Source organism: Litoreibacter roseus (genome assembly GCF_009811795.1).
Lineage (GTDB): Bacteria > Pseudomonadota > Alphaproteobacteria > Rhodobacterales > Rhodobacteraceae > Litoreibacter > Litoreibacter roseus.
The window spans coordinates 112,174-137,167 of sequence record NZ_BLJE01000007.1; the positions used below are offsets into that span (position 1 = coordinate 112,174).

Genomic DNA, 24,994 nt, shown 5'->3' on the forward strand with positions numbered 1-24,994 from the left:
GACATTTGAACAAGCCTTACTGCTACGCTGAGAGGCAAATCCTACGCTATTGACAGGGCCAAATTGCCCCCTCTAAATTGGTACTACCAAACCGGTAGAATCAAATCGGTAAAATGCCACTAGGGAGGAAATGATGGCATATTTTTGTAAGCTGGCCGCTATGGCTGGCGCGGCGATAGCTGCGTTCACAGCAATGGGTCCGGCCCCCAGTTACGCTGAAGATGACGACATCAAAATCGCCGTTGCGATGAAGACACAGGTGCAGCGTCGTTGGGCATTTGACCGCAAAGCCATGGAGCAAGAAGCCGAGCGTCAAGGCGTGGAGTTGATCTTCCAGTATGCCAATGACAATCCGACACTTCAGGCATCCCAAGTTGAAAACCTGCTCAGCCAGCAGCCCGATGTGCTGATCCTTGTGCCTGTCGACAGTGCGGCCGCGGGGTCCATCGTGCGGAGCGCACAAGAAGCAGGTGTCCCGGTGGTGGGCTACGATATTGGCGTCTCAACCGCCAAGCTGGACTACTTCGTCATGCGCAACAACGGGCTGGTGGGTGAGCTGCAAGCCCAGGCCGCAATGGAATTTGCTCCCAAGGGCAATTTTGCGCTAATCAAAGGCGACCCTGGCAACGATGTGGCACAGTCCATTGCCGCGTCCTATGACCGCATTCTACCAAACGCCGATGGGGTCGAAATTGTTTTTGACCAATTCGTGAATGGCTGGAGCCCGCAGACGGCGCTGTCCAACGCGGAAAACATTTTGTCAGCCAACGATGACAACGTGAAAGCGTTTGTGACAGCGAATGATGGTATGGCATCAGGAGTGGCCCAGGCAATCATCGCACGCGACTTGGCAGGCAAGGTGTTTCTGTCCGGTCTCGATGCGGAATCCGCAAACCTGCGCCTGATTGCCGACGGCGTGCAGACGATGACCGTGTGGACTGATTTAACCGATCACGGCATTGCCGCCGTCAAGGCGGCGGTGTCGATCGCAAAAGGCGAAGAGCCTACATTTTCCGAGATGGTTGACCTTGGGGCGGGTGAAGTGCCGACGCACCTGGTCATCGTGGAAGAAATCAACTCCGATAATCTCTGTGACTTTGTGGTTTCCGGTGCTCCCGAAGGCTGGACGTCGGTTGACGAGGTCTTTGACGACCCATCCGCGTGTAACTGACACAAAGCCAAGGTCCTGCGCGGGCTCAGCCCGCGCAGGACACTTCCACATTTCGGGTTGAGACAATGACACAAGACGTTCGACTTTCAATCGAAGGCATAACCAAGGAATTTGGCGGCGTGCCAGCCGTGTCCGAGGCAAGGTTTTCGGTTGGCGCTGGAGAGACGTTGGTTCTACTGGGCGAGAATGGCGCGGGCAAATCGACACTTATGAAAGTGCTCGCTGGCGTGTATCCACTAGGCACCTATGCTGGATCGTTTCGTCTGGACGGGGTTGAGGCCCAGTTTCGAAACGTCCGTGAAGCCGAACAGAACGGGGTCGTTCTGGTTCCCCAAGAGCTTCACGTTGCCCCCAACCTTTCGATCGCTGAAAACATCTTGATGGGAATGCTGCCAACGCGCTTTGGCATTGTCGACCGGGCGAAAGCCCGCCAAAAGGCAAAGCAATGTCTCGATTTTTTCGAACTTGATGTCGACCCAGATGTGCCAGCCAAAAGCCTAAGCGCGTCAGAACAACGGTTAATCATGATATCGGCTGCCTTGGCGAAGTCAGCAGCCAAGGTTTTGATCCTCGATGAGCCGACAGCATCACTCACAGATGGCGAGGCGGAGCACCTTTTTGAGAAGATGGAGCAGGTGCGCGCTACAGGCGTGGCTACCATCTACATTACACACCGCCTCGATGAAATCGAACGGGTCTGTGATCGGGCCGTGGTCATGCGCAATGGGGCGGTCGTTTTAGAAACACCGGATGTGCAAGGGCGGCGCAGCGAGTTTATCCGCGCGATGATCGGACATGATCCTGCAGTTGACGCGTCGCTAAACCGCGCGGCGCCGGGCGCAGAGATCCTTGAGGTTCGTGATCTTTGGGTCCGAGGCAGCTCCGCCACAAGTAAGCCCCATGTCTGCGGCGTTTCGCTCAGCGCGCGCGCCGGCGAGATCCTCGGCCTTTTCGGCTTGGTCGGCGCAGGCCGGACCGAGCTTGCGAGCGCCGTGTTCGGGGCATGGCGGGGCGACGTGACTGGCGATGTGCGCATTAACGGCGTCGCAGGGCGGCCGACATCACCTGGTGAAGGGATTGCGCGCGGGGTCGGCATGCTGACCGAAGACCGGAAACGCTCTGGCCTGATCGAAGGCCAGTCCGTTTTGCGCAATATCAGCGCAGCCAGCCTTGGGCGCGTCTGCAAGGCGGGCGTGATCCATTCCAAGAACGAACGAGCGCGTGCCGAATCCTTGGCCAGGGACCTGGACCTGCGGCCGCCAAATATCGACGCAATGGTCGAGAATTTTTCGGGCGGCAATCAGCAAAAGATCATGCTCGCGCGCTGGATGGCTACAGACCCGGATCTACTCATCGTGGATGAGCCGACCTACGGCGTCGATGTCGGTGCGCGCTACGCGATTTACGAACGCCTCAGGGCCCTTTCGAAGGACGGCACGGCGATCCTGATGATCTCCAGTGACATCGAAGAGATTATGCATGAAGCAGACCGCATTCTTGTTATGTACAAAGGCCAGATCGCAGGTGAATTCGAGCCAGGCGTGTCGCGTCGTGAGCTTATGGCGGCGGCGACCGGCGAAACGCACGTTCCTTCGTTTGATGCCGTCCCAACTACCATTCCGTTCAAACAAGAGAAACAGAAGATTGGAGTCGCGATATGAATGGGCTTGCCCTTAGCAAAACCGACGTTGGCAAAGGGCTGATTACCTGGTCGAGCCTTGCGTCTAAACAGGCGCTTGCGATGGTTGGCGTGTTCCTAGTTCTGGTGATCACGTTCCAGATCATGTCCGATGGATTGTTTCTGACGCCGCGCAATTTAACCTTGCTGATGCGTCAGGGCGCGATCGTATCGATCGTCGCGATGGGTGTCGCCATTTTGATCATCAAAGGCGAGATTGACCTGTCGACCGGCAGCGCCGTCTATCTCTGCGGCGTTGCCGCGGCATTAATGCAGACCAAACTTGGCCTGCCAGTTGTGCCAACGGTCGTCTTGACCATTTTGTGCGGCATCGTTCTGGGAGCATGGCAAGGTGTTTGGGCTGTCGTTCTCGGGGTGCCTTCATTTGTCGTTACACTCGCGGGCCTGCTCGCGTTCCGTGGCACCGGTTACTACCTCACTGATGCGGCCACCTTGGCACCGATGTCTCCAAGCTACACGGCGTTGAGCGAGGGCTTTGTGTCAATCCCGATGACCTACACTATACTGGGTGCAGTTTGGCTTTTGAGTTCAGCTTATCTCTTAATGACGGCTCGGCAAAGCCATGCATCAACTCCAGTAATCCCCCTGGTAGTCTTGACTGCAGTGATCGGCGTCAGCGCGTGGATCTTTGTCGGCTATCGCGGCATTCCGAACGCCGTTTTGTGGGTCGCCGTCTGTTTCGCGATCCTTTGGTTCCTGATGGATCGCACGGCGTATGGTCGGAACTCCTACTTGATTGGCTCCAATCATGAAGCGGCGCGACTAGCCGGCATTCCAATCAAAAAGTATCTGCTGTCCGGCTTTGTGCTCATGGGGGTTCTTTATGGCGTCGCCGCCACCCTTATGACCGCGCGGCTCAGTGCGTCGACGCCGACATCTGGCCTCTATCTGGAGCTCGACGCGATCGCCGCCGCCGTGATTGGCGGGATATCGCTCCGCGGTGGGATTGGCAAGGTCGGAGGCGCACTGGTTGGCGCAGCCCTGCTTGTCACTATCGATAACGGGATGAGCATCCTGAACATCTCGACCTTCGTCCAGATGATGGTCAAGGGCATGGTTCTGCTCTTGGCACTCGCAGCGGACGTCACACTGAACAAAAAGAAATGACAAGGGACGCTGCAATCATGAACCCAAGAGACATCTCTTCGCCTGACCGCCTGCTCAAAATCAGATCGGTCGAAGCCTTTCCGATCAGCAGCCCGGTCAAAAACGGCCCTATTCTCGGCATAGGCCAACTGACCAAGCGCGAATCTGTGGTGGTCCGGATCGAAACCGAGGACGGGATCGTTGGTTACGGAGAAGCGCATCACGGACGAGCCGCCGCATCGGTGGCACATCTGATCAACCACACTCTGCAACACTTCGCGGTCGGTAAGTCGGCGGCGGACGTGGTTGGGATTTGGGATGCCATCTATACGATGCAGCTTAAAAGCCACGGCATGGGTGCCGCGTCGAGCATCGGGATGAGCGGTATCGATCTGGCATTGTGGGACATACGCGGCAAGGCCGTCGGGTGGCCACTCTACCGGCTTCTGGGCGGCATGTCGCAGGACATTCCAGCCTATGCGGGTGGCGTTTCTCTGGGTTGGCAGCCGGCCGCGCAGCTTGTGGACGAAGTGCAAGCCGCGCTGGACGAAGGCTACAAAGCTGTGAAGCTTCGGGTTGGCGACAATCATGTGCGCGACGTGGAACGTGTTGCAGCGGTCCGGGCAGCCATCGGTGATGATGTGTCGATCATGGTCGACGCCAATACAAACTACGACGCGGCAACGTTCCGCCGCGCGTTGCCCGGCTTTGTCGCGCACGATGTGTTCTGGATCGAAGAACCATTTGCGCCGCACGACATCGACAACTATCGCTTGGCGGCGCACCTTTCTTCGATCCCGCTGGCAGCCGGGGAAAATCACTACACCCGCTTCGAGTTCAATCGCGTTATCGAAGACGGAAAGATCACGATACTACAGCCAGATGTCTCAAAAACCGGTGGGATCACTGAATCCATGCGCATTGCGGCCGCCGCATCCGCGTGGAAAAGGATGATCTGCCCGCATACCTCGACCACGGGTCTCAACATGGCAGCCAGCGTGCATCTGCTCTGTGCCATCGACAACGCCGGATACTTCGAAGGCGACGTCTCTGTCAGCAACCCGTTTCGAGATGAATTGACGAGCACGCCCTACATGGTTGGTGCCAACGGATGTGTCCGTCCGCTTGAGCAACCCGGGATCGGTGTCGAAGTCGACGAAGATTACCTGCGTGGCAATCCGACAACGGAGGGACTTTCCTATGCTGCACATTGATGCATTCGTACCTGGCGATAGTCCATGCCTCGTGATCGGAGACAGCTGGATACACGCAGATCAGCGCGAATATGTTCCAGTCATAAACCCCGCGACTGAAGAGACTGTTTGTCATGCACCGGTTGCGACAGCGGATGATATTCAGCTGGCTATCGCCACCTCTGTGCAAGGATTTGAAACGTGGCGCAGAACGCTGCCGATTGACCGGTCGCGTGTGCTGCGCGGTGCAGCGGAACGGATCCGCGAGCGCGCAGACGACATCGCGAGGCTCATGACACTCGAGCAAGGCAAACCCCTGGCCGAGGCGCGTGCGGAGACGCTGTCCACAGCAGACCTCTTCGAGTGGTTCAGCGAGGAGGCGCGCCGCTCTTACGGGCGTATTGTAGCGAGTCAGGTGCCTGGCGTTGCGCTCAATGTGATGGCCGAACCGATTGGGCCTGTGGCTGCTTTCACAGCCTGGAACTTTCCGATGGTGGTTCCTGGCAGAAAGATCGCAGCGGCCATCGCTGCAGGATGTTCGATAATCATTAAACCGTCGGAGGAAACACCTCTCTGTGTCGTCGAAATAGCGCGCTGCCTCCGCGATGCCGGGCTGCCCAATGGTGTTTTGGCCGTTCTCTACGGTGATCCGGCGCAAATATCCGAGACGCTGCTGGCCGCTCCTGAGATCCGCAAGGTCGCGATCACGGGGTCTACCCGGGTCGGTAAGATTCTTGCACGGCTTGCTGCCGACACGATGAAACCCGGCACCTACGAGCTGGGTGGTCACAGCCCAGTTCTGGTCTTTGGCGATTCGGATGCCGAGGGTGCCGCGGCCCAGCTTGCCGTGGCGAAATACAGGAACGCGGGGCAGGTCTGCACCTCGCCGTCACGCTTTTTTGTGCATCGTGACATCGTAGAATCGTTCACCGAAAGCTACCTTGCCCACGTCGACAAGATCGTCGTTGGCGATGGTCTCCAGGACGGTGTGGCGATGGGGCCGCTGTCGAATGAACGCCAGTTGCTACATATCGTGGACCTGGTTTCGGACGCTGTGACGCATGGCGCGCAGCTGGCCGCAGGCGGTCATCGTATTGGCAATACCGGCTATTTCTATGAGCCTACCGTTCTTTTGAACGTGCCTGATACCGCTCGCATCATGCGTGAAGAGCCATTCGGTCCAGTGACGGCCATTCAGACCTTCGACACTACAGATGACGCGATTGCCAAGGCCAACATGCTCGACGTTGGCCTAGGGAGTTACGTGTTCTCGTCCTCGCCCGAGACAATGATCCGTGTTGCCGGTGAGCTGCAAGCGGGGATGGTGGGTGTGAATACCTGTTTGATCGCCCATCACGAGGCCCCCTTCGGCGGCGTCAACCAAAGCGGATATGGTCGAGAGGGTGGGATCGAAGGGCTGGACGCGTACCAAATCAAGAAACTTGTCGCGGCCAGGGCCGTGGCCTGAAAACGAAGTTACACGGAGGAATTTAGAGATGAAACTTGGAATGTTCATGATGCCGCTGCACCCGCCGCATCGCCCGATGCACGAAACCTACGACGAAGATCTTGCCAAGGTCGTGCACGCTGACAAGGTGGGATTTGACGAGGTCTGGATCGGCGAGCACTTCACCGCATCGACCGAGCCGATTGCCAATGCAATGACGTTTCTTGCCGCGGCGCTGCCGTTGACCAAGAACATCATGCTTGGCACCGGCGTTGTGAATCTGCCGAACCATAACCCGGTGATCGTGGCGGCTGAGGCGGCACAGTTCGACCACATGGCCAAAGGCCGCTTCCTCTTCGGGATCGGTCCTGGCGGGCTTGCCAGCGATTTTGAGGTTTTTGGCAACGAAGATCCCGAGGCGCGCGGCGAAAAGATGCTCGAGGCGTATGAGGCGATACGCTACATCTGGGCCAATGATCCGCCGTATCGCTTCCAGGGCAAGCACTACAACTTCCACATCACTGAAAACATCATTCCCGAAATGGGTATCGGCTTTATGCCCAAGCCTTATCAGAACCCGGCCCCCGATATCGGGCTGAGCGCGATGAGCCCGTTTTCCGGCAGTGTGAAACAGGCGGCCAGAAAAGGTTGGAGCCCGATTTCGGCAAACTTCGTGCCCGAATACAGCGTAGCCAGTCACTGGAAAAAATTCCTTGAAGGCTGCGAAGAGGCAGGGATAGCTCCAGACGGCAATCGGTGGCGTGTCGCCCGCAACATCATTATCGCGGACAGCGATTCCGAGGCCGAAGACCTCGCTCACGATCCAATGGGCAGCACGCACTATTACTTCGATTATCTGTGGAAAGCCCTGTGCGGTGCGAATTACAGCGTAGCAATGAAGCCCGATCCAAAGATGGCCGATGAAGATGTAAAGCTGGACGATGTCATCTCGCAACTGGTGATCTACGGCAGCAAGGAGACTGTAACGGAGAAGTTGATCGCCTTCCGCGAAAACGTTGGGCCGTTTGGAACGCTCTTGCAGGCCGCGGTCGATGGGTCCGGCAAAAACGGTGATGCGGAACGCCGAACAATGGCAGCGATGTCTGATTTTGTCATGCCGCGCCTGGCGGGAGCACTGGTTGATGCCTAGCGCGGAGCATATTGAATCGAGCGCTAATTCCGCCGATGCGTACGGCGAAGCAGTGGAGGGATTTCGGCATGCCATGTCGAAATACCCCGCAACAGTGAACGTTATTACGACCGGATCCGGCGAGGCGCGGCGAGGCTTCACTGCTACAGCTGTTTTCAGTGCGACGATGGATCCGCCTGCCATTGGGATTTGTGTTAACAAGTCCGTCGATGCGCATGACGCGCTTAGGCCGGACTCGTCCTTCTGCGTGAATGTTCTGGCGGTGGAGCAGCAAGGTATCGCCAACCGCTTTGCAGCACGTGATGGGTCGAAAGGGGCCAGCCGGTTCGAACACGATACATGGGACATTCTCGTCACAGGATCGCCATGCCTCCGCGGTGCCTTGGCGAATGTGGATTGCAAGGTGTCCCAGTTCATCGACATCGGGACGCACACGCTGATCCTCGGTGACGTGGTGAGCGTCCGGTCCGATCGTGTTCAAAACCCCTTGTTGTATTTTGACCGTGGGTTCCGGCAGTTGGCGACCGAAAGCTTGGAAATGGGAGAGTAAGAATGAAGCGGGTCGATAACCAGGTGACGAAGACAATTTCGAACCTTGTTCATTTCCTCAATCAACGAGGATACGAGCCAGGCGAACGTCTGCCATCCGAGCGGATATTGGCGGAGCGGTTTGAAGTCACACGCGGCGTTATCCGAGAGGCGTTGATGTCGCTTGAGTTGATGCGCTACATCCAGCGGCGCCCGAATTCGGGCATCTTCATGCGGGCCGAAGACGAGGCGGAAACCAGTATCGAAGCGCTGGTGATGTACTCGAACATCGGTATCCCCTTTGGACATGACACTGATCTGCAATGTCTCGAAGTCAGACGTTTGCTTGAAGTGCAGGCAGTGCGGATCGCGTGCGAACGTCGAACAGATGAAGACTTGGCAGAGCTAACGCGCATTGCAGAGGTTGCAGCCCACAGCACGGGAGATGGCTCGGATCTGTCAAAGCTGGACTACGACTTCCATATGCAGATATTCGAGGCCACTCAGAACAAGGTGCTCGTGCAACTTGTGACGCCGTTCTACCTGATGTCCGAGATGCGGCGGGAACGCTTCTTTCGCAACAAGGAGAATTTCTTGAATAGTCACCAGCAGCACCTGCAACTGATTGATGCAATAGCCGCGCGTGACACAAAGGCGGCGGCTGGCCTCATGGATCGGCACATTGGCAATGTCGAAAGCTATTTTGGCGCATCTGAGGATGCCGAAGAATTCGCTGACTAGCGCGAACGGCAAAAGGGAGGCCCAATCATGTTTTTTGGTGGATCATTTGACGTCGTATCGCGCGTCGAACCGGTCAGACAGCTTGCGTCGACAGAAGAGATTATCGCGGAATGTAGTGCGGGGCAAATGTTCATCCTGGTGGACAACCCGGATCGTGAAAATGAGGGCGATCTGGTGATCGCCGGCGCTTATGCAACACAGAGCGCAATCGCCTTTATGGCGCGGCTTGGGCGCGGCTTGATCTGCGTTGCCGTGCCTGGCGCGGTCGCGGACCGGTTTGAGTTAGCGTTCCAAGACAGTAGCAATGTAGGCGAAGGCTATACCGCGTTCACAACGTCAATCGACGCAAGATACGGGATTACAACTGGGATATCCGCACAGGACCGGGCGGCAGCCATCGATATCTTGAACGATCCGGAAAAAAGTGCCGCCGATATTGTCACCCCGGGTCACATTTTTCCTCTGGTCGCAAAAAGCGGCGGTGTACTCGAACGCCCCGGCCATACGGAAGCGAGTGTTGATCTCGCCAAGGCCGCGGGTGCCGGTGAGACCGCCGTAATCTGCGAAATCCTTGGCGATGACGGCGAGCCCTTGCGCTTGCCTGCCCTGATCGACTTTGCGGGCAAGCACGGCATGAAGATCGGCACAATTGCGGACCTCATTGCATGGCGGGAAGCGCAGTGAAGCTGTGCTTGGCACCACTCGACTAGGATTTGACGGCAGGCTGTCATGAAAACCACTTCACCCAGTCCCGTGTTCCGGGATATGGGACAACACGGCTTTGATCCCGAAACTGATTTGTCTTCTGATGTTCTGATCATTGGCAGCGGAATGGGAGGCGCTGCATTTGCTGCCGGCCTAGCCTCGACCGGTCTCAAAGTACGCATGCTCGAGGCGGGTGATTTCATCCCGGACGCGCCGGACAACCGGACGCCGCAGGCCGTCTATCACGAAATGCGCTTTCACAGCCGGGATCGGTGGCTTGACAAAAACGACAGAGCCTTCGTGCCCGGCACCTATGAATGGGTAGGCGGGAATAGTAAGTTCTTCGGAGCCGTCCTATACCGCTTTCGCGAAATCGATTTTCATGAACGGCACTATGCCGAGGGCATCTCACCGGCTTGGCCTTTCGATTACGGTGAACTGCAGCCTTGGTATGAAAAAGCGGAGCGTATGCTACATGTTCGGGGCGTTACGGGTGAGGACTCCACGGAACCTTCGGGGCCGTATGGATACGACTTCCCCAAAGTTCCGGATGAGCCTGCTATTGCCGAGTTACGCCGCAGGCTGGAGATAGACGGAGGGATCGGCACGGCGACACTGCCGCTCGGTGTCGACACAGACGCATGGCTTGCCGAGGGGCAGGGGCCCTGGGACGGCTACCCTGACGCGACCTGTCAGGGCAAGATGGAGGCGGAATCCAGATTGCTTCCGCTCGCAGCGCAAAACAAGCGCTTTAAGCTGATCACCAGCGCCCGTGCGACGCGCCTGCTTGTGGAGCCGGGTGGGTCGCGGATCGCGAGTGTGGTCTTTGAACGCGACGGACGGGAATGGACCCACAACTCAAAGCTTGTCGTTGTTGCGGCAGGTGCAGTGAATAGTGCGGCTCTGCTTTTGCGGTCAGGGGTTGCAAACAGCTCTGATCAGGTCGGGCGCAACTTCATGAACCACATATTCAGCGTTCTGATCGCCATCGATCCACGTTTCCGCAACACAAGCGCCTATCAGAAGACCATCACATCAAACGCCTTCTACGATACGCAAAACGACACCGGCCAAGCACTGGGCAATATCCAGCTGCTTGGGCGGCTCTATGGCGACACGCTTGCACATGACGTCAAGTATTTGCCGCGCTTTGCATTGAACTGGATCGCAGATCACTCGGCGCATTTCTTTCTGCAAACCGAAGATGTTCCAAAGCCGGAGAACCGAGTTACGTTGAAAGGTGACCGGATCAAGCTGGAATGGCACCGCGACCACATCCCCACCCATCAGACCTTTGTCAAACGGGCGAAGCAGCTATTGCGCGATGCGCGGTTTCCTATCGTTTTGCATCGGTTGATGGATGAGGCACTGCCCTATCACCAATGCGGCACCGTATGTATGGGAAGCGATTCGAAAACCTCGGTATTGAATCCTCAAAATGTCAGCTGGGATCACCCCAATCTGATAGTTGCGGACGCCAGCGCTCTTGTTTCGTCCGCTGGCGTGAACCCGGCACTGACGGTTGCCGCTCTTTCCCTGCGGGCTGCGCATCATGCGCTTGATAGGTTCGCCCAACTCTAATTCTCTAAGCTAAGAAAAGGACCCCAGAAAAATGTTGCTTCACTGCGTTTACCTGTCGTTGAAACCCGAGACTGAAGATCGTGATTTGGCTGAGCTTATGTCAGCCTTGTCCAGCTTGTCGGACGAAATTGACGGTATGGGCTGCGTTGATCATGGCCCAAATCGAGACTTTGAAAGCAAATCCGAGGACTTTCCATATGGTTTCGTAATTCCCTTCAATAACGCTGAAGCGCTTGCGCGTTATGCTGAAAATCCAAAGCACAAGCGGATTGCGGAGGGCTTGATTGCAAGCTGTAAAGGCGGCGCCGACGGCATTGTAGTCTTTGACCTGGAAACTGGGGCATCATAGCTGCTTGGTAAATGTCCATTGCACCTGACCCAGTGCGCCCCGATTAACTTTATTGATCAAGGCGCTATACCATTTGCCGATTCTGACAGCTTTCCTGAGCCAACATAAAAGGCGTTGACACATTCAGAAAGCGGAAGCGTCCTGCGAAAAATCTGTAATACATGGTATCAGAGAAGGGCTGCAAGCGCCTCGATTGATCCGGCCGCTCTTCATTGACTTGAAATGAACAGCATTCGGTGCGCTTTAGCTTTGCTGCTGATTGATATGCAATAAGCTACGACTTCAACTCTTTCCGCATTTTTCCTGGAGTTGAGCCTAGCTTGTCTCGAAAAACGTCTGTCATATGGCTTTGTGAGGAAAACCCACACCGTATGGCCACAGCAGCGAGGGGTGTCGATGTTGTCGCAAGCTCGTGTTGCGCTCGCTCAAGTCGTCTAGATAAGACATATTGATAGGGTGAACATCCTGTTGCTTCTCGGAAGTCCTTGGAAAACTGGCTTAAGGGCAGATTAACAAGCTCTGCAAGGTCTTGCGTATTAAATGCTCTACCGAGGTTTTCAACGATGTATTCGTCAATCTTGGTTATTTGCTTGCGTGTCAGTCCGAATGATTTCCTTGTGAGCGGCTCTTCAGCTAGCTGTAAGAGCCTTGCCACTATGGATTGCCAAAAGGCGTCTACCATCAGATCGTATGCCACTCCCTCATTCGCCGCTTCTTTCCAGAGGTTCTGAATAAGGACACGCAATGTCAGATCTTGAATAAAGGACTGCCCAACCAAGCGGTCGAAGACTGCAGTAGATGGGATGCCGTGCTCTTGCAGGAGGGACTTCAGCGTCTTTTGAGGACAAGCAATGACGATGATGTCGTTAGCACCACGAACCTTGTGAGAAGCGGACACTCCAGCAGGCGTAATCAAACTGCTTCCTGGATGGGATAATTTTTCACCAACCCACCCATCGCCAAAGTCCCAGTCGCTTGGCACGTTTTTGCCAAGACCCATACCAATTGTGAAATCGTCGACAGCAGGTGTCACTTGTTCGAAAGCCTCTGCTGAGATGCGCACTGCTTCTATGCCGAATGCGCCACCTTCACGAAATTCCTTTTTGAAATTCGCGTGGCTCTCTGATCTTGTCAGAAATTTCGATATGGAACGTTTGTAGCTACTTCCTGCATGGCTGGTTAACATACTAAATTATTCCTCAAGTGAGTAACGAAAGGTTCCAGGTGTGGAACCGAGTTTGCTGCGAAAAATATCGGTCATATGACTTTGGGATGAAAACCCGCATTCCAATGCGATAGCCGCTAAAGGTTTCTGGCTATGCGCAAGGGCGTCTTGAGCTGCTGCAAGACGTTGTTTTAAGACATATTGATAGGGTGAAAAGCCCGTGGCTTCCTTAAAGTCTCTGGAGAATTGCGAAATTGGTAGATTGGCAATTTCTGCTAAGTCAGTGGTGGCAAATGACTTAGCTATGTTTTCGCGAACAAATTCATCGATCGCAACCAATTGCCGGTGCGTAAGCCCGAAACTGACGACTCTAGGTTGCTTGTCTGCGAGACTAAGAAGGCACGAGATAACTTTTTGCCAGTGGGCATCAACCAGCAAGCCGGAAGAAGGGTTGGCACACTTGCTCTCTTTCCAAATGGCTAGCATGCTGAATTTTATGTCGGCGTTGTAAATGAAGCGACGTTGCGTCAGGGAATCAAATACCGTGCTTGGATCAAGTCCATATGGCTCCAGGAGCCTGGTGAGAGTATCCTGTGGGCATCCTATGTGAAGTAGATCATGAGACCCGTGGACATCGTAGTCCACAACGACATTCGATGGGATTGCTATGATGCTCCCAACGTTTGCGGTTGTTTCACCCAACCAGCGATCTCCGAAATTCCAATTCGCTATGACATCTTTTGTGAGGCCCATGCCAAGCTGAAGCTCTGGCAAAGCGGGAGTCGAAGCTTGGTAAGCCTCCATTTTAGCGCGCAAGGCTTCCACGCCAAATGAACCGCCCGACCGAAAATTTTGTTCAAAGCCCTTATGGCTATTGGCCTCAGCGTAGAATTTGGAAATCTGTAGTTTTCTGGAGACGGAGGCAGCGTTCATAATCCAATCTCTGCTTCCCAATTACTGATGAAGATACGGCCTAAGGTCCTTGATAGCGCCTTTTTGAGTTCAAGTGGCACTAATTGGAAAAATAGTTTGAGGGGGATACAAATCAACCGCAGAGCCAATCAGCTCGCCCCGGGGATGCGCTTGTGAGGGCCGCCTGGATGCTTTGCTCAGCAATTAGGCGTGTTCGTGCCGAAAAGTGGCAGGTGTTTGACCAAGCTTGCAGCGGAACGTGTCGGTCATGTGGCTCTGGGATGAGAACCCGCAAAGCATAGCAATTGAGGCCAATGACAGATCACTGGTGGAGATGTGTAAGCGCGCCTGATTAATCCGGTAAGCCAGTACATATTGGTAGGGAGCCAAGCCTCTAATGTCTCGAAATTCCTTGGTGAACCGGGAAATGGACATACCGACGAGGTCTGCAAGGTCCTTAGCGGTTATCTGATCACAAAGGTTATCAGCGATGTACGTGTCAACTTTCCTCAGATCCTGCTGGCTCATACCGAAACACGTAGGCGCCTTGGGCGTGAGAAGCGCATTGACGAGGGCGGCTAGCAAGAGCTTCCAATAGCCTTGGATGACTAGTGTAGTCCCAGAGGACTCTGCTCGCGCTAGTTCACGCCAGAGATCCAGTATTAGCGCAGCAACTCGCATGTCGTGAACGATTGAAAGGGATGACAGCGCTGCTGCAGTGCTGTCTGCATTCAAACCATGACTGGTCAGAAGGGAAGAAAGCGCACGATTGTCACATCCGATCACAATCATCTCGTGAGGGTGTGGCGCATCGAACTCGCACGCTTGTGCTGCGGGGGTTACGATGACACTCGGGGCATTTGCCTTGCCGGCCAACTTCCAGCCGTCGGTATCTCGGACCCTCAATGGCGTATCATGCGTCAAGCACAGCCGTATCACGACTTCATCGGCAGGAGGTAGTATCGCCCGATATGGCTTCATCGACAGACGCAACGCCGTGAAGGGCAAATGCATGGGTGCAGTATCGGCTTTCAAGATCTCCTGATGCAAAGCCGCGCGTTCATAGAAATTAAATGTGGAAGACGCAATCGCGTTCATGAATGCCTCCTACTTCTGAAATGGTCAAAGGTGCCTATCTTGCGACTCGGCCCAGCGAGGCTGGCAATGGAAGGCCTGGTGTTACTGTTTTGTCGGGGATTGCCGCGCCAAAGGCGGTAGCCACCGGAACAATCCCGGCCCAAACATTTGGGTCTGGATCTGGGTAATCGTCGGTCGCCGGGCCTTGTCGTACCTTGGCGGAGGCGGCAGTGATGCGCACCTCAAAAATTCCAGTGCCTTTAAGTTCTTTGGCCAAAGGCGCACGTACCTCGTCCCAGCGACCCGGGAAGATATGCTCCGATGTGCAGTGCAGAGCATGAAGTCTTTCAGCTTCGTCCTGCAAGACATGCGCCGTGCCATGGACCACAACCGAGCGATAGTTCATCGCGGACTCAAAGACGGATCGCGCCACAACCACCCCGTCAACATGTGTCACGGTCAAACACACCGGCTCGCCTTCCGCCCGTGACATGGTTCGCGACTTTCGATGCCCGTGAATGAACAGGCGATCGCCGTCTCGACCGTACACCATCGGTATGACCACAGGCCGACCATCGTCGACGAAGCCCACATGAGCGACCAGACCGGCATCCAAAATGGGAAACACGGACGCACGATCATATGATCCGCGCTCTCGGATTTGCCGCACCTGGTTGATCTTTCCAGCTGAGAATGGATCGTTCGGTAGCGTTGGTAAGGATTGTTTGTTCATGTGCTGATCTCCTTGTTGCAAAAGAGATAGCAGCGGATAGGCCCGCATATCAGGGCCGAAAATGACTAAACTACAGGGCCACTTTCAGCGCGTTTGCAATCGTGGTGATGTGTTTAGCGTAGGTCTTCTCGCTTGTGTTCCCGAACCCCAGCACCAGCCCATGATCGGCATTTATGCGCTCCACATGATAACCAGACAATGCCGTTGCGCCGATCTTGCTCTGTCTGAGTGATCGCACGACCGCAGTGTCATCGATCTGCTGAGAGGCTCGGAAACACAGATGCAGGCCAGAGTTCGAAGAGATCGGGTCCAGGACATCAGATGCAAAATGTTGAACGGTTTCGAGTAAGGCGGCTTTGCGGGCCGCATAGAGCTTACGCATACGTCGCAGATGTCGTGCGTAATTACCGGATCGGATGAATTCAGCCATGCCCGCTTGCAGGACTGTACTGGGCTGCCCATCAAGCAATCCCCGCATTTGTCCAAAGGCAGGAGCGCAATCGTACGGCACAATGACATAGGCCAATCTCAGACCCGGGAACATCGATTTGGAGAAGGTGCCGATATGTATCGCTGACACAAGCTCGTCTTGCGCCGCCAAGGCGCGCGAGGGTTTCCCATAATGATGGAACTCACCGTCGTAATCATCTTCAACGATGATGACGGAGTTATCTCGACACTCTTTGATTACCTCCAACATGCGCTTGGGTGGCATCTTTTGCCCGGTTGGATACTGGTGCGTGGGTGTCAGGAAAGCCAGCTTGGCACTGCCCTCTCCCTGCGGAAGTTGAATGCCGGTGGTGTCGACCGGGCAGGGTTGAATGCGCCGCCCTAGAGCCAGCGCAATCTCTCGCGCTTCTACAAAGCCAGGATTCTCTACCAACACCGTATCGCCCGGATCACTGAACAGACGTGTGACGATTTCAAAAGCCTGGCGCGCGCTGGAAAGAACGATGATCTGCTCTGGGTGACACGAAATTCCCCTTGCCGGTCCGACATGGGCTGCGATGGCTTCACGAAGAGCAAGAAGTCCTCTTGTATCGGTATCCAACACATAGTCCGACGGACGTGTACGCAACGCCTTTGAGAGACAGCGGGACCATTGGTCCGTTGGAAACTCATCAAGGGCTGGAATGCCGGGTGTTAATGCAAGATGAGGATCAGGCAGCGCCCAAGCATCCGCGCGCTGAAGCAGCACACGCGTTGCTTCGGAAAAAACCGAGCGTGGATGCCGCCTGGGGTTTGACGCGGTAGAGTTTGATCCTTCCGCTACAAAAGACCCGGCACCATGGATGCTATCGACAAGCCCTTCGGAGATCAGCGCGTCATAGGCTTCGGTCACAACGTTTCGACCAACAGATAACTGCTTTGAAAGAACACGAGACGAGGGCAACTTGCTTCCCGCAGAAAGCGTTCCAGCGACGATTATCTTACGCAACTCTCCCGCAAGCTGCGCCGCCAGGGTTTCGCGGGCGGCTCGGTCGAGGAGTAGATCGTCTAAGAAGGCTTCCGTCATGGTGTCGTACTGTTCGCTTAAATCAGGGATACGCTCGATGTTGATGGCTACTCGAAACACAGGACTTACTTGATCTCATTCAAGGCATCCTTTCGATTTCAATCCTGGCCGACACTAGCAGCGGCGGCGATTTCGGCAAAGTCTGCACGCGCTTCTCTATGGGTTTGGAATCCAGAACTGGTCCAAATCTGTAAGAATCGCGGCTGGCATCACACCACCTCAGCCACAACAGGAGGGAGTGCCGTGCTCGTAATTGATACACCCGAACCCCACTCGCGTGGTGTCGCAACGTCAAGTGACGGTGTTGACATTCCGTATCAGATATTTGGAGACGGACCAGAAACCGTCCTCTTCGTGCACGGTTGGTGCTGCGATCATAGCATCTGGGGCGACCAAATCGCAGCGCTGTGTTCTGACTACACGGTCGTCGCGCTTGACCTTGCATCGCATGGCTCTGCGGGCAAACGCCAGAACGCCTGGCCGATGTCATCCTATGTTCAAGATGCCCTTGCTGTCGTGAAGGCGGTAAACCGGCCGTCATGGGCTCTCGTAGGTCATTCTCTTGGCGGTGTTTTAGTCGCGATGCTGGCGGCAGAGATGCGCGCCGAAACCGCTGCTGTTGTCGTCGTGGACGCGATCAAACGCCCTGACCAGACGTTGCCCCAGCAAGACGCCGATGCAATGCTGGACTATCTGTCAGTCGATTGGCCGCGCAACGTTCCAGCCTGGCTTGCTGAAGCGGCGTTCACCAACAAAACGTCATCTGAGATTGTCTCTTATGTCGAGCGGGCCTTGGGCTCTGCCGATGGAACGACTGCGGTTGAGGGTTTGCGAGATTTCCTGGCCCAGGATCATGCGAAGCTGCTGGACGCCATCCGCGATATTCCCGTTCTGTTGATGAATGGCGCACCGCCCGCGCCAAGCGCGGACTTTTTTGATGCGTTTCATCCTGACTGCAAGCTCGTTGAATTCGAGGGAGCGGGGCACTTTGTGATGCTCGAGCGCGTCGAAGACTTCAACCGATGCTTACGCGAGGAGCTGCCCAAAATGTTCAGCGCCCATTTGAATGAAAGCAGTCCCGCTTCACGAGAGGTTTTGATCTGATGTCACAGCATGAAACCGACGTTTCCGATCCAGCGCGACCAACGAGGCTCAAGGGTACGGTGCAGAGCTTTCTTGCAGCAGCCTATGGCGGCAAGATTGAGGATGCCAAACGCTATCTGACCGACGATTTGCGCCTTGAGATTGCGGGCTCCAGCGCCGTGTCAGGTACGCGATCAGGGCCTGACGCTTTCTTCGAGAACTTCGGGCGCATGCTGGAGCTGACCGAACACACTTACACCATGACCGAGCAAACGGATTGGTGTGCCAGCTTGGACCGTGTCGTGTTGGTGGCGACCGAACAGACCACCAAAGACGGTAAGCCCCTGACCTTCAGGCGCGCGGTGATCTACCGGTTTCGCTCCGAGTTGATCGACCAGATCAGCGTCTATGAGCTGGACCCGGACGTCGCGGCCGCCGCCTTCGGCTAACAGAATTCACCCAAAATTGGAGCAACGACATGAGACACTCGCGGATTGGTCTTCCAGACAACACCAAGATGACTGCAATCGCCTTGTTGCAAAAAGCGCTCGTTGATACGCTTGATCTGAGGCTTGCGGTCAAACAAGCGCATTGGACGGTCAAAGGGTCGGATTTCCAGCAACTTCACGAGTTGTTCGACAGCTTTGTCGAGCCGCTGGATGACGAGGTCGATACCATTGCGGAGCGTATCTCAATTCTTGGTGGTGTGCCGGACGGCCGAGCTGTCACGGTCGGTACCGGGAGTAAGCTCGAGGCGTACCCACTAGAAGGCGGGGCCGGTAAGTCGCATCTGGAATGGCTCGCGGACCGCTTTGCGGCGCTTGGCGATCACATTCGCGAGGCTATCGATCAAGCAGATGACGCTGGCGACGCGGACACCGCCGATATCTTCACCGGCACATCCCGATTTCTCGACAAGTCACTCTGGTTCATCGAGGCGCACCTGCCTGCCGCAGAAGCCTGAACCAATTCGCAAAAGGGACAAAAACCATGACGAAAAAACACAAACCCATCGTTCACGGGCCGGGTCAAGGCGAACACAACAGCGCGTTTGGCCTTAACCGCTACTTCAGGGTCACGCCGGAGCATACTGGAGGCGCGTTTTGCATCTTCGAAGAAGAAATCGAAGAAGGCGCAGGGCCTCCACTGCACATCCATCACACCGAACAAGAGGTATTCACCGTTTTGTCCGGGTCGGTGAAGTTTCACTGTGATGGCGAGGAGACGGTGGCAGGGCCCGGAACAACTGCTTTGATCCCCGCAGGTGCGCGCCATGCGTTTCGCGGCATCGGGCCAGGAATATCGCGCGTTCTTGTCATGCTGGTTGCAGGCAAGGGGGAGGGCTTCTTCCGGGACGTCGAGACCGAAGGGCTTTCGCCAAAAAATGGCATGCCCCGGATCAACGAGATTGCCGCCGAATACTCTGTTGAGTTTGTCGGTCCCCCAATCGACTGACCCAACCCAGTCAACCGCGCCAAGATGCCATTCGGCGCTTCAGAACAAGGACGATACAGATGAATATGTTCAAACCGATCATTCTCTCAGCCCTTATTGCTCTGGCGCTGTTGATCTCCCCCGGCCATGCTCATGATTTCGGACAGCACGAAACTGATGCCGCGACCGACGGGCCTCGAACAGCCACCGTGGTGCACGCCGATGATCCAAGGAAGAAAATCGGGGGTGGGCAAGATCAATTCGATCTGCTGGTCTCCGGCGCTGAAACCGACGGGCAATACTTCCTGATGGAAGCAGTGATTACTCCGGGGGGACGCGCGCCTGAGCATGTGCAGACCCGAGAGGAAGAAGGCTTCTACATCCTCAGTGGCACGTTGAACTTCTACGCCGACGGTCAGCAGGTGATCGCGCGTGCCGGTACCTTCATCAACATTCCCAAAGGTGTGCCGCATTACTTCGAAAACGTGTCCGGCGAGGATGCAAAGATGCTCATCCTGCTGTCGCCTTCTGGTCTTGAGCATTGGTTTGAAGCGGCAGGCGAAGATCCGGCGAACGCGCGTGCCCTTGGCGAGGCAGAGTATGGCCTCGAATTCATTCAAGACTTCCCTGCCCAAGACTGAACCTCTGTTGGAGAGACAATATGACCTTTGCTCAGGATTTTCAGTTGTCTGACTGCAGACCCGAAGGGATGCGGAAAGCCGTAAAATCAAAGAAACCGACAATTATCCACGCTGATGACCCGCGCCGTCAGACCGGCGGCGTCGAGAACCGTTTTGACATGTTGGCGACCGGCGCGGAAACCGATGGTCAATATCTTCTCATGCAAGCGACAATCGCGCCCGGTGGACATCCGCCAAAGCATATCCAGACCCGAGAAGAAGAGATGTTCTACATCCTTAGTGGAACACTCACCTTCCATGCCGACGGGCAAGAAGTGGTCGCACGGGCCGGTACGTCTCTGAGTATCCCGAAGAACGTCGAACACTGGTTTGAAAACGTCTCGGATGCGCCCGCGAGGATGCTGGTTCTCTTCGCTCCAGCCGGACTTGAAGGGTGGTTTGAAGCTGCCACCCGATCGCCCGAACGCATGCGAGAGATCGGAGAAACGACCTACGGCCTAAAGTTCGTCTAGGAGGATTAGGTCGCTGAAACGCACGGGATCGGTTGTCCCCCCGACCCGTGCCTTATGAGGGGTGGCCCGCCTCGATCTCCTCCCCGTCGCGCCACCCCTCACTTTTCGAAAGAGAGTTCTATGACCCAAACCAACCATCGTATTCCCGTTCCCGGAGGTGCGCTGCATGCACTACACTCAGGAGAGGGCGACACCGCAATCGTTATGCTGCACGGCTGGCCTCAGACCTGCCGCGAATGGAACGCCGTCACCGCGCTGATGGAAAATCAGCACCAGATTATTGCACCTGACCTGCGCGGATGCGGTGACAGCTTCAAGCCGATGTTGGGTTATGACGCTGTCACGCAAGCCGATGACGTCTTGGCGCTTCTGGATCACTTTCAACTCAAACAGGCACATCTGGTCGGGCATGACGTAGGTGGTCCTGTGGCTTACGCCTTTGCCGCGTCCCACCGTAGCCGCTGCGCCTCGCTATCGCTCATCGAAGCGCCGCTATGGGGTGTCGTAGGGGACGGTGTTCCTGATCTTCTGTCGATGTTTTGGCATTTGCAATTCCATCAGGACGTGGATCTTGCTGAGAAGCTGATACGCGGTGACATCGGGGCGTATCTCGAACACTTCTACCGTGATTTCGGGTTCAACCCAGATGCGATTTCACCTGCCGAGGTCGCAGAATATGTGCGGGCATACAGTGGGATCGGTGCACTGCGCGGCAGCCTGATGCACTATCACGCAATCCCCGAGACCGCGGAGCAGCTCAAGAAACTGAGCGCCGACAAGTTGACCATCCCAGTTGCTGCTTTCGGCTCTGAGATGGTCATGAGCGGCTATTGTCAGGCCGTCGCAGCACTTGTCGCAGAGAACGTAACGGGTGGTGTTGTCCCTGCCTGCGGACATTGGGTGCCTGAAGAAAAACCCCAGGCCGTTGCCGATATCATCGCCGCCTCCATTGCCGCGGCATCAGCTTAAAGACTGGAAAACGACTATGAATCAAGATCTGCAATACCTTTTGGATCGTCGCGCACTTGATGACCTGATGGCTGGTTTCTCGGATGCTGCAAACCGGTTCTCGCCTGAGGATTTTCGGAGACTCTGGGCCGATGATGCAACGTGGACGATTGGTCCACCCGTCAGCACCACATTTACAGGAGCGGATGATATCGTTGCCGCCTTCTCCCAACTGGTTGGTAATCGCTGGAAGTTCTTTCTGCAGATGCCATCGGCAGCCAATGTCGTAGATATCCAGGGAGATCGGGCGACGGGCCGGGCCTATACAAACGAAATTGCCCAAGCGAATGACGGTTCCGGGAACTACAACTTCGCCCTCTATGAGGACGAGATGGTCAAGATCGATGGAAAGTGGCGTTTTGCGTCGCGCAACTACAAGGTCCTGTACCTCGATCAAACGCCTTTGGCGGGAGAAGGGTTCTGACAATCAAACCCATACCCACGAGCGCTACCGAGTTCGTGTCGTGATCGCGATGACGCCAGTGACGGGCGATACGGCCAGGCCGGATATTTGGCCTCGCATCGGTATGGTTGCCGTCGCCAGCTTTGGATGTGTGATGGCTATCCTGTCGGGTCAGATCAGTGGCTTTGCACAAGCTGACTTGGCGGGTGGTTTAGGCGTTTCCGCCGACGCTGCGTCGTGGTTCAGCACGCTCTATCAGATAGGCCAGATTATCGTGATTCCATTGGTAGCGATCTCCACCTTAGCACTATCGGCGCGCACGGTGGCCATGTCTGCAGGTGTTGGGTTCGCCTTCACCTCCGCACTTGCCGTATCAGCGGTGACGTATGAACAGATGCTGCTGCTGCGCCTTTTACAAGGCTTCTTTGGCGGTGCTTTTCCGGTGCTGACAATGCTCCTTGTCATGCGCTCGTTTCCGCCTGGCGAAGGACAACGAGAAGGGTTGGCGGTCTTTGCCATGGCGGTGAGCGTGAGCCTTGGGTGCGCTGCTTTAGCAGCCGACTTTTTGACCTTTCACCTGAGTCACGATGGACCGTTCGTTTTCCAGGTTGGATGGACGGTATTCTACATATTCCTGGTGGCAATGGCCTTTCCAAGACAACAGTCCAACCTCGTCATTTTGCGGATGGCCGACTGGCGCAGCTATTTCCTGCTCGTCGTTGGCTTCTGCTGTTTGGTCATCGCTTTGACACAAGGCGAGCGGCTGTTCTGGTTTGAAAGCGCGACTGTGATGTTCTCGACTCTGTTTGGCATCGGCTTTTTGGGCGCAACCCTTGTGTCGCTTACCCGCGCCGAGCGTCCCTTCATCGATCTATCCCTCATTGGTCGCATCACTTTTGGCTGGGCAATGCTAATGGCTCTGACAGTGCGATTTGCATTGCTTGTGGTCGCCTTTGTTGTCCCCCAATACCTCATCAGGCTGCAGGGGTTTAGAGCGGGCGAGATTGCCGAGGTGACCCTGTGGTTGGTGCCGGTCCACCTCCTTGCCTTTCCTGCCGCCTACTTCGCAGTCCGGCTACTGGACCCGCGGCTCACCTTAATGATTGGCTTGCTGTTGTTTGCCGCTGCCGCCGCGATCAATGTTGATCTGAACCCTCTTTGGGCCGCCGAACAATTTCGTACGTCCATGGTTTTTCTGGGCACCGGACAAGCGTTTTTCATGGTGTCTTTGCTCGCCTTCGCGGTTCACGGGTTGCGGCCCGAAAACGGTGCGACAGCAGGCACACTGTTCAACATGACACGTATTCTTGGACAGGCGTTGGGCACAGCGATGATCGCGACGCTGGTGACCGAGCGTGAGAAGTTTCATTCTAATCAAATCGTTGAGCACCTGACGGCCAGCGATGGAATCTTTCAAAACCGACTAGCTGCCCTTGCAAACGGATACGCGTCAGTCGGTTTACCTGAACCGCAGCTGTCCGGCTTAAACGCACTGCGGGGTCAAATTGCGAACCAAGCATACGTGCTGGCCTACATGGACGCGTTTGTTGTCCTGGCTGTGCTTCTGAGCGCTGCCGCATTTCTCGTTTGGATGCTGCCGGATATTCGACCGCGGCCCAAATCTCAATCCGAACTTTTGGAGAACCCGAATGGCTGATGGCCTGCACAGTGGCGTGAAACGAGTTTTGATGACAATAGGCTTCGTCTGCGTATTTGCAGCTCTGGCTGTCGTGGTGGGACAACTGATTTCCGGGCGGACTATTTATGTTCGTACCGAAAACGCTTATGTGCGATCAGACATCGTCACCGTCGCACCACGTATCTCCGGGTATGCGGTGGAAATTCTAGTCGAGGACAACACCGCTGTCACAGCGGGTCAGCCCCTATTTCAATTGGATCGCCGTGACTTTGAGGCGGCGGTGCGCCAGGCCGAAGCCGATGTTGAAATCCAGAATGCTGGGCGAGCAGCAGTAGAAGCCCGCGCTCGGCTGCAGCTCGCCCGCATAAGTGCTGCTCAGTCCACCGTAGACGCACGCCAGGCAGAGCGAGAATTCGCAGCAGCAGAGCTGGCGCGAGCAACCGAACTGCGGACCCGCGGGGCAGGAACACAGCAACGCCTGGAAGACGCAACAGCCGCAGACCTTGTTGCAGCCGCCCGGCTTGTCGAAGCATCTGCTGATCTGCTTCTGGAACAGGAGCAGCAGACGGTTTTGGAGGCTGAGCGTCAATCAGCAGAAGCAGCAATCGCCAATGCCGAGGCGACACTGGAAAAGAACCGCATGGCGTTGCACGACACGACGGTTTGGGCACCGCTCTCGGGGACAGTAGCCAGTCGTGGGTTGCGTCTAGGCGAGTTTGCGGCGGCCGGCGCATCTGCGATGAGCGTTGTTCCGGAAGACGGCCACTGGATCGAAGCCAACATCCGCGAGACGCAGATCCAAAACGTGCGACCAGGTGACCGCGCCGAGGTACAGGTTGATACGCTCGGCGGAACTCCGTTTTGTGCCACTGTTGAAAGTGTTGCGCCGGCCTCCGGCAGCGAGTTTTCATTGATCCCACCAGACAACGCGACCGGCAATTTCACCAAGATCGTTCGCCGCTTCACTGTGCGACTTCAGTTTGATCCTGATGATCCAAGATTGACGCTCGTGCGTCCCGGCATGTCGGTTGTTCCCACGATCGCTGCGGGCTCTCACGAGACGGGACTCAGTGATGCAGGTTTTCTCGAGAACCTTCTTCGTTTTGGGCATGCCGACAGATTTGCTTGTGACACAGGCGCTCCTGTTTCACCGCCACAGCCTTTGCGCCGCTCCCTGCCTGTTTGGGATGAAGAGGCAAACGGTTGAGGACAGCTTTGCAT

The 24,994-nt window shown here is 55.8% G+C and carries 25 protein-coding genes and 1 pseudogene; 21 read left to right on the forward strand and 5 right to left on the reverse strand.

Features of this window, described 5'->3' with window-relative positions; genetic code table 11:
- The first annotated feature begins 133 nt into the window (after nt 1–133).
- The 11 genes from KIN_RS20500 to KIN_RS20550 all read left to right on the forward strand — a co-directional run bounded on the left by KIN_RS20500 (nt 134) and on the right by KIN_RS20550 (nt 11,650).
- A complete protein-coding gene (locus tag KIN_RS20500; RefSeq protein WP_159810672.1) occupies nt 134–1,171 on the forward strand; it encodes a sugar ABC transporter substrate-binding protein in 1,038 nt (345 codons plus the stop codon).
- Nucleotides 1,172–1,236: 65 nt separating this feature from the next.
- Nucleotides 1,237–2,832, forward strand: coding sequence for a sugar ABC transporter ATP-binding protein (locus KIN_RS20505; RefSeq protein ID WP_159810674.1), 1,596 nt, complete (start codon nt 1,237–1,239; stop codon nt 2,830–2,832).
- Complete coding sequence (locus KIN_RS20510; RefSeq protein WP_159810676.1) at nt 2,829–3,977, forward strand: sugar ABC transporter permease; 1,149 nt, start codon at nt 2,829–2,831, stop codon at nt 3,975–3,977. Before KIN_RS20505 ends, KIN_RS20510 begins: the two co-directional genes overlap by 4 nt.
- 17 nt (nt 3,978–3,994) lie before the next feature.
- Nucleotides 3,995–5,170, forward strand: coding sequence for a mandelate racemase/muconate lactonizing enzyme family protein (locus tag KIN_RS20515; protein WP_159810678.1), 1,176 nt, complete (start codon nt 3,995–3,997; stop codon nt 5,168–5,170).
- Nucleotides 5,157–6,617, forward strand: a complete 1,461-nt coding sequence (locus KIN_RS20520) for an NAD-dependent succinate-semialdehyde dehydrogenase (protein ID WP_159810680.1) — start codon at nt 5,157–5,159, stop codon at nt 6,615–6,617. Before KIN_RS20515 ends, KIN_RS20520 begins: the two co-directional genes overlap by 14 nt.
- The gene (locus tag KIN_RS20525; protein WP_243144994.1) at nt 6,553–7,746 is read left to right on the forward strand and encodes an LLM class flavin-dependent oxidoreductase; all 1,194 of its coding nucleotides are present in this window, start codon (nt 6,553–6,555) and stop codon (nt 7,744–7,746) included. Before KIN_RS20520 ends, KIN_RS20525 begins: the two co-directional genes overlap by 65 nt.
- A gap of 73 nt (nt 7,747–7,819) precedes the next feature.
- Nucleotides 7,820–8,296 carry a flavin reductase family protein gene (locus KIN_RS20530; protein WP_159810682.1) on the forward strand — a complete coding sequence of 159 codons (477 nt, stop codon included), beginning with the start codon at nt 7,820–7,822 and terminating at the stop codon, nt 8,294–8,296.
- Nucleotides 8,297–8,298: 2 nt separating this feature from the next.
- Entirely contained in the window at nt 8,299–9,015 is a 717-nt protein-coding gene (locus KIN_RS20535; protein WP_159810684.1) for a FadR/GntR family transcriptional regulator, read from the forward strand.
- 27 nt (nt 9,016–9,042) lie between these two features.
- On the forward strand, nt 9,043–9,699 hold the full coding sequence (gene ribB / locus KIN_RS20540; protein ID WP_159810686.1) for a 3,4-dihydroxy-2-butanone-4-phosphate synthase: 657 nt from the start codon (nt 9,043–9,045) through the stop codon (nt 9,697–9,699).
- Nucleotides 9,700–9,744: 45 nt separating this feature from the next.
- On the forward strand, nt 9,745–11,301 hold the full coding sequence (locus tag KIN_RS20545; protein ID WP_243144995.1) for a GMC family oxidoreductase N-terminal domain-containing protein: 1,557 nt from the start codon (nt 9,745–9,747) through the stop codon (nt 11,299–11,301).
- A 31-nt stretch (nt 11,302–11,332) separates the two neighbouring features.
- The gene (locus tag KIN_RS20550) at nt 11,333–11,650 is read left to right on the forward strand and encodes a Dabb family protein (RefSeq protein ID WP_159810688.1); all 318 of its coding nucleotides are present in this window, start codon (nt 11,333–11,335) and stop codon (nt 11,648–11,650) included.
- A 274-nt stretch (nt 11,651–11,924) separates the two neighbouring features.
- On the opposite strand, the gene KIN_RS20555 is transcribed toward KIN_RS20550, so the two are convergent.
- The 5 genes from KIN_RS20555 to pdxR form a co-directional block, all read right to left on the reverse strand.
- Complete coding sequence (locus KIN_RS20555) at nt 11,925–12,836, reverse strand: helix-turn-helix domain-containing protein (protein WP_159810690.1); 912 nt, start codon at nt 12,834–12,836, stop codon at nt 11,925–11,927.
- Nucleotides 12,837–12,842: 6 nt separating this feature from the next.
- Nucleotides 12,843–13,748: a helix-turn-helix domain-containing protein gene (locus KIN_RS20560; RefSeq protein WP_159810692.1), complete on the reverse strand. Its 906-nt coding sequence runs from the start codon at nt 13,746–13,748 to the stop codon at nt 12,843–12,845.
- 183 nt (nt 13,749–13,931) lie between these two features.
- Nucleotides 13,932–14,825, reverse strand: a complete 894-nt coding sequence (locus KIN_RS20565) for a helix-turn-helix transcriptional regulator (RefSeq protein WP_159810694.1) — start codon at nt 14,823–14,825, stop codon at nt 13,932–13,934.
- Between the two features lie 34 nt (nt 14,826–14,859).
- Nucleotides 14,860–15,537 (reverse strand): pyridoxamine 5'-phosphate oxidase family protein, encoded by a 678-nt coding sequence (locus KIN_RS20570; RefSeq protein WP_159810696.1) that lies wholly within the window; start codon nt 15,535–15,537, stop codon nt 14,860–14,862.
- Between the two features lie 70 nt (nt 15,538–15,607).
- Nucleotides 15,608–17,113, reverse strand: coding sequence for a MocR-like pyridoxine biosynthesis transcription factor PdxR (pdxR, locus tag KIN_RS20575; protein WP_159810698.1), 1,506 nt, complete (start codon nt 17,111–17,113; stop codon nt 15,608–15,610).
- Between the two features lie 183 nt (nt 17,114–17,296).
- On the opposite strand from pdxR, the gene KIN_RS20580 reads away from it, so the two are divergent.
- The 10 genes and pseudogenes from KIN_RS20580 (at nt 17,297) to KIN_RS20625 (ending at nt 24,980) form a co-directional block, all read left to right on the forward strand.
- Nucleotides 17,297–18,157 (forward strand): alpha/beta fold hydrolase, encoded by an 861-nt coding sequence (locus KIN_RS20580; RefSeq protein WP_159810700.1) that lies wholly within the window; start codon nt 17,297–17,299, stop codon nt 18,155–18,157.
- Nucleotides 18,157–18,585 (forward strand): nuclear transport factor 2 family protein, encoded by a 429-nt coding sequence (locus KIN_RS20585; RefSeq protein ID WP_159810702.1) that lies wholly within the window; start codon nt 18,157–18,159, stop codon nt 18,583–18,585. The genes KIN_RS20580 and KIN_RS20585 overlap by 1 nt, the downstream gene beginning before the upstream one ends.
- 26 nt (nt 18,586–18,611) lie before the next feature.
- Nucleotides 18,612–19,100, forward strand: a pseudogene (gene dps, locus KIN_RS20590) (DNA starvation/stationary phase protection protein Dps); the annotation flags it as partial.
- A gap of 26 nt (nt 19,101–19,126) precedes the next feature.
- Complete coding sequence (locus KIN_RS20595) at nt 19,127–19,591, forward strand: cupin domain-containing protein (protein ID WP_159810706.1); 465 nt, start codon at nt 19,127–19,129, stop codon at nt 19,589–19,591.
- Nucleotides 19,592–19,650: 59 nt separating this feature from the next.
- Nucleotides 19,651–20,211, forward strand: a complete 561-nt coding sequence (locus KIN_RS20600; protein WP_159810708.1) for a cupin domain-containing protein — start codon at nt 19,651–19,653, stop codon at nt 20,209–20,211.
- 20 nt (nt 20,212–20,231) lie between these two features.
- Entirely contained in the window at nt 20,232–20,723 is a 492-nt protein-coding gene (locus tag KIN_RS20605; RefSeq protein ID WP_159810710.1) for a cupin domain-containing protein, read from the forward strand.
- Nucleotides 20,724–20,843: 120 nt separating this feature from the next.
- Entirely contained in the window at nt 20,844–21,692 is an 849-nt protein-coding gene (locus tag KIN_RS20610; RefSeq protein ID WP_159810712.1) for an alpha/beta fold hydrolase, read from the forward strand.
- Between the two features lie 16 nt (nt 21,693–21,708).
- Nucleotides 21,709–22,155 carry a nuclear transport factor 2 family protein gene (locus KIN_RS20615; RefSeq protein WP_159810714.1) on the forward strand — a complete coding sequence of 149 codons (447 nt, stop codon included), beginning with the start codon at nt 21,709–21,711 and terminating at the stop codon, nt 22,153–22,155.
- 49 nt (nt 22,156–22,204) lie between these two features.
- The gene (locus tag KIN_RS20620) at nt 22,205–23,791 is read left to right on the forward strand and encodes an MFS transporter (RefSeq protein ID WP_243144999.1); all 1,587 of its coding nucleotides are present in this window, start codon (nt 22,205–22,207) and stop codon (nt 23,789–23,791) included.
- Nucleotides 23,784–24,980, forward strand: coding sequence for an HlyD family secretion protein (locus tag KIN_RS20625; protein ID WP_159810718.1), 1,197 nt, complete (start codon nt 23,784–23,786; stop codon nt 24,978–24,980). The genes KIN_RS20620 and KIN_RS20625 overlap by 8 nt, the downstream gene beginning before the upstream one ends.
- The last annotated feature ends 14 nt before the right edge of the window (nt 24,981–24,994 follow it).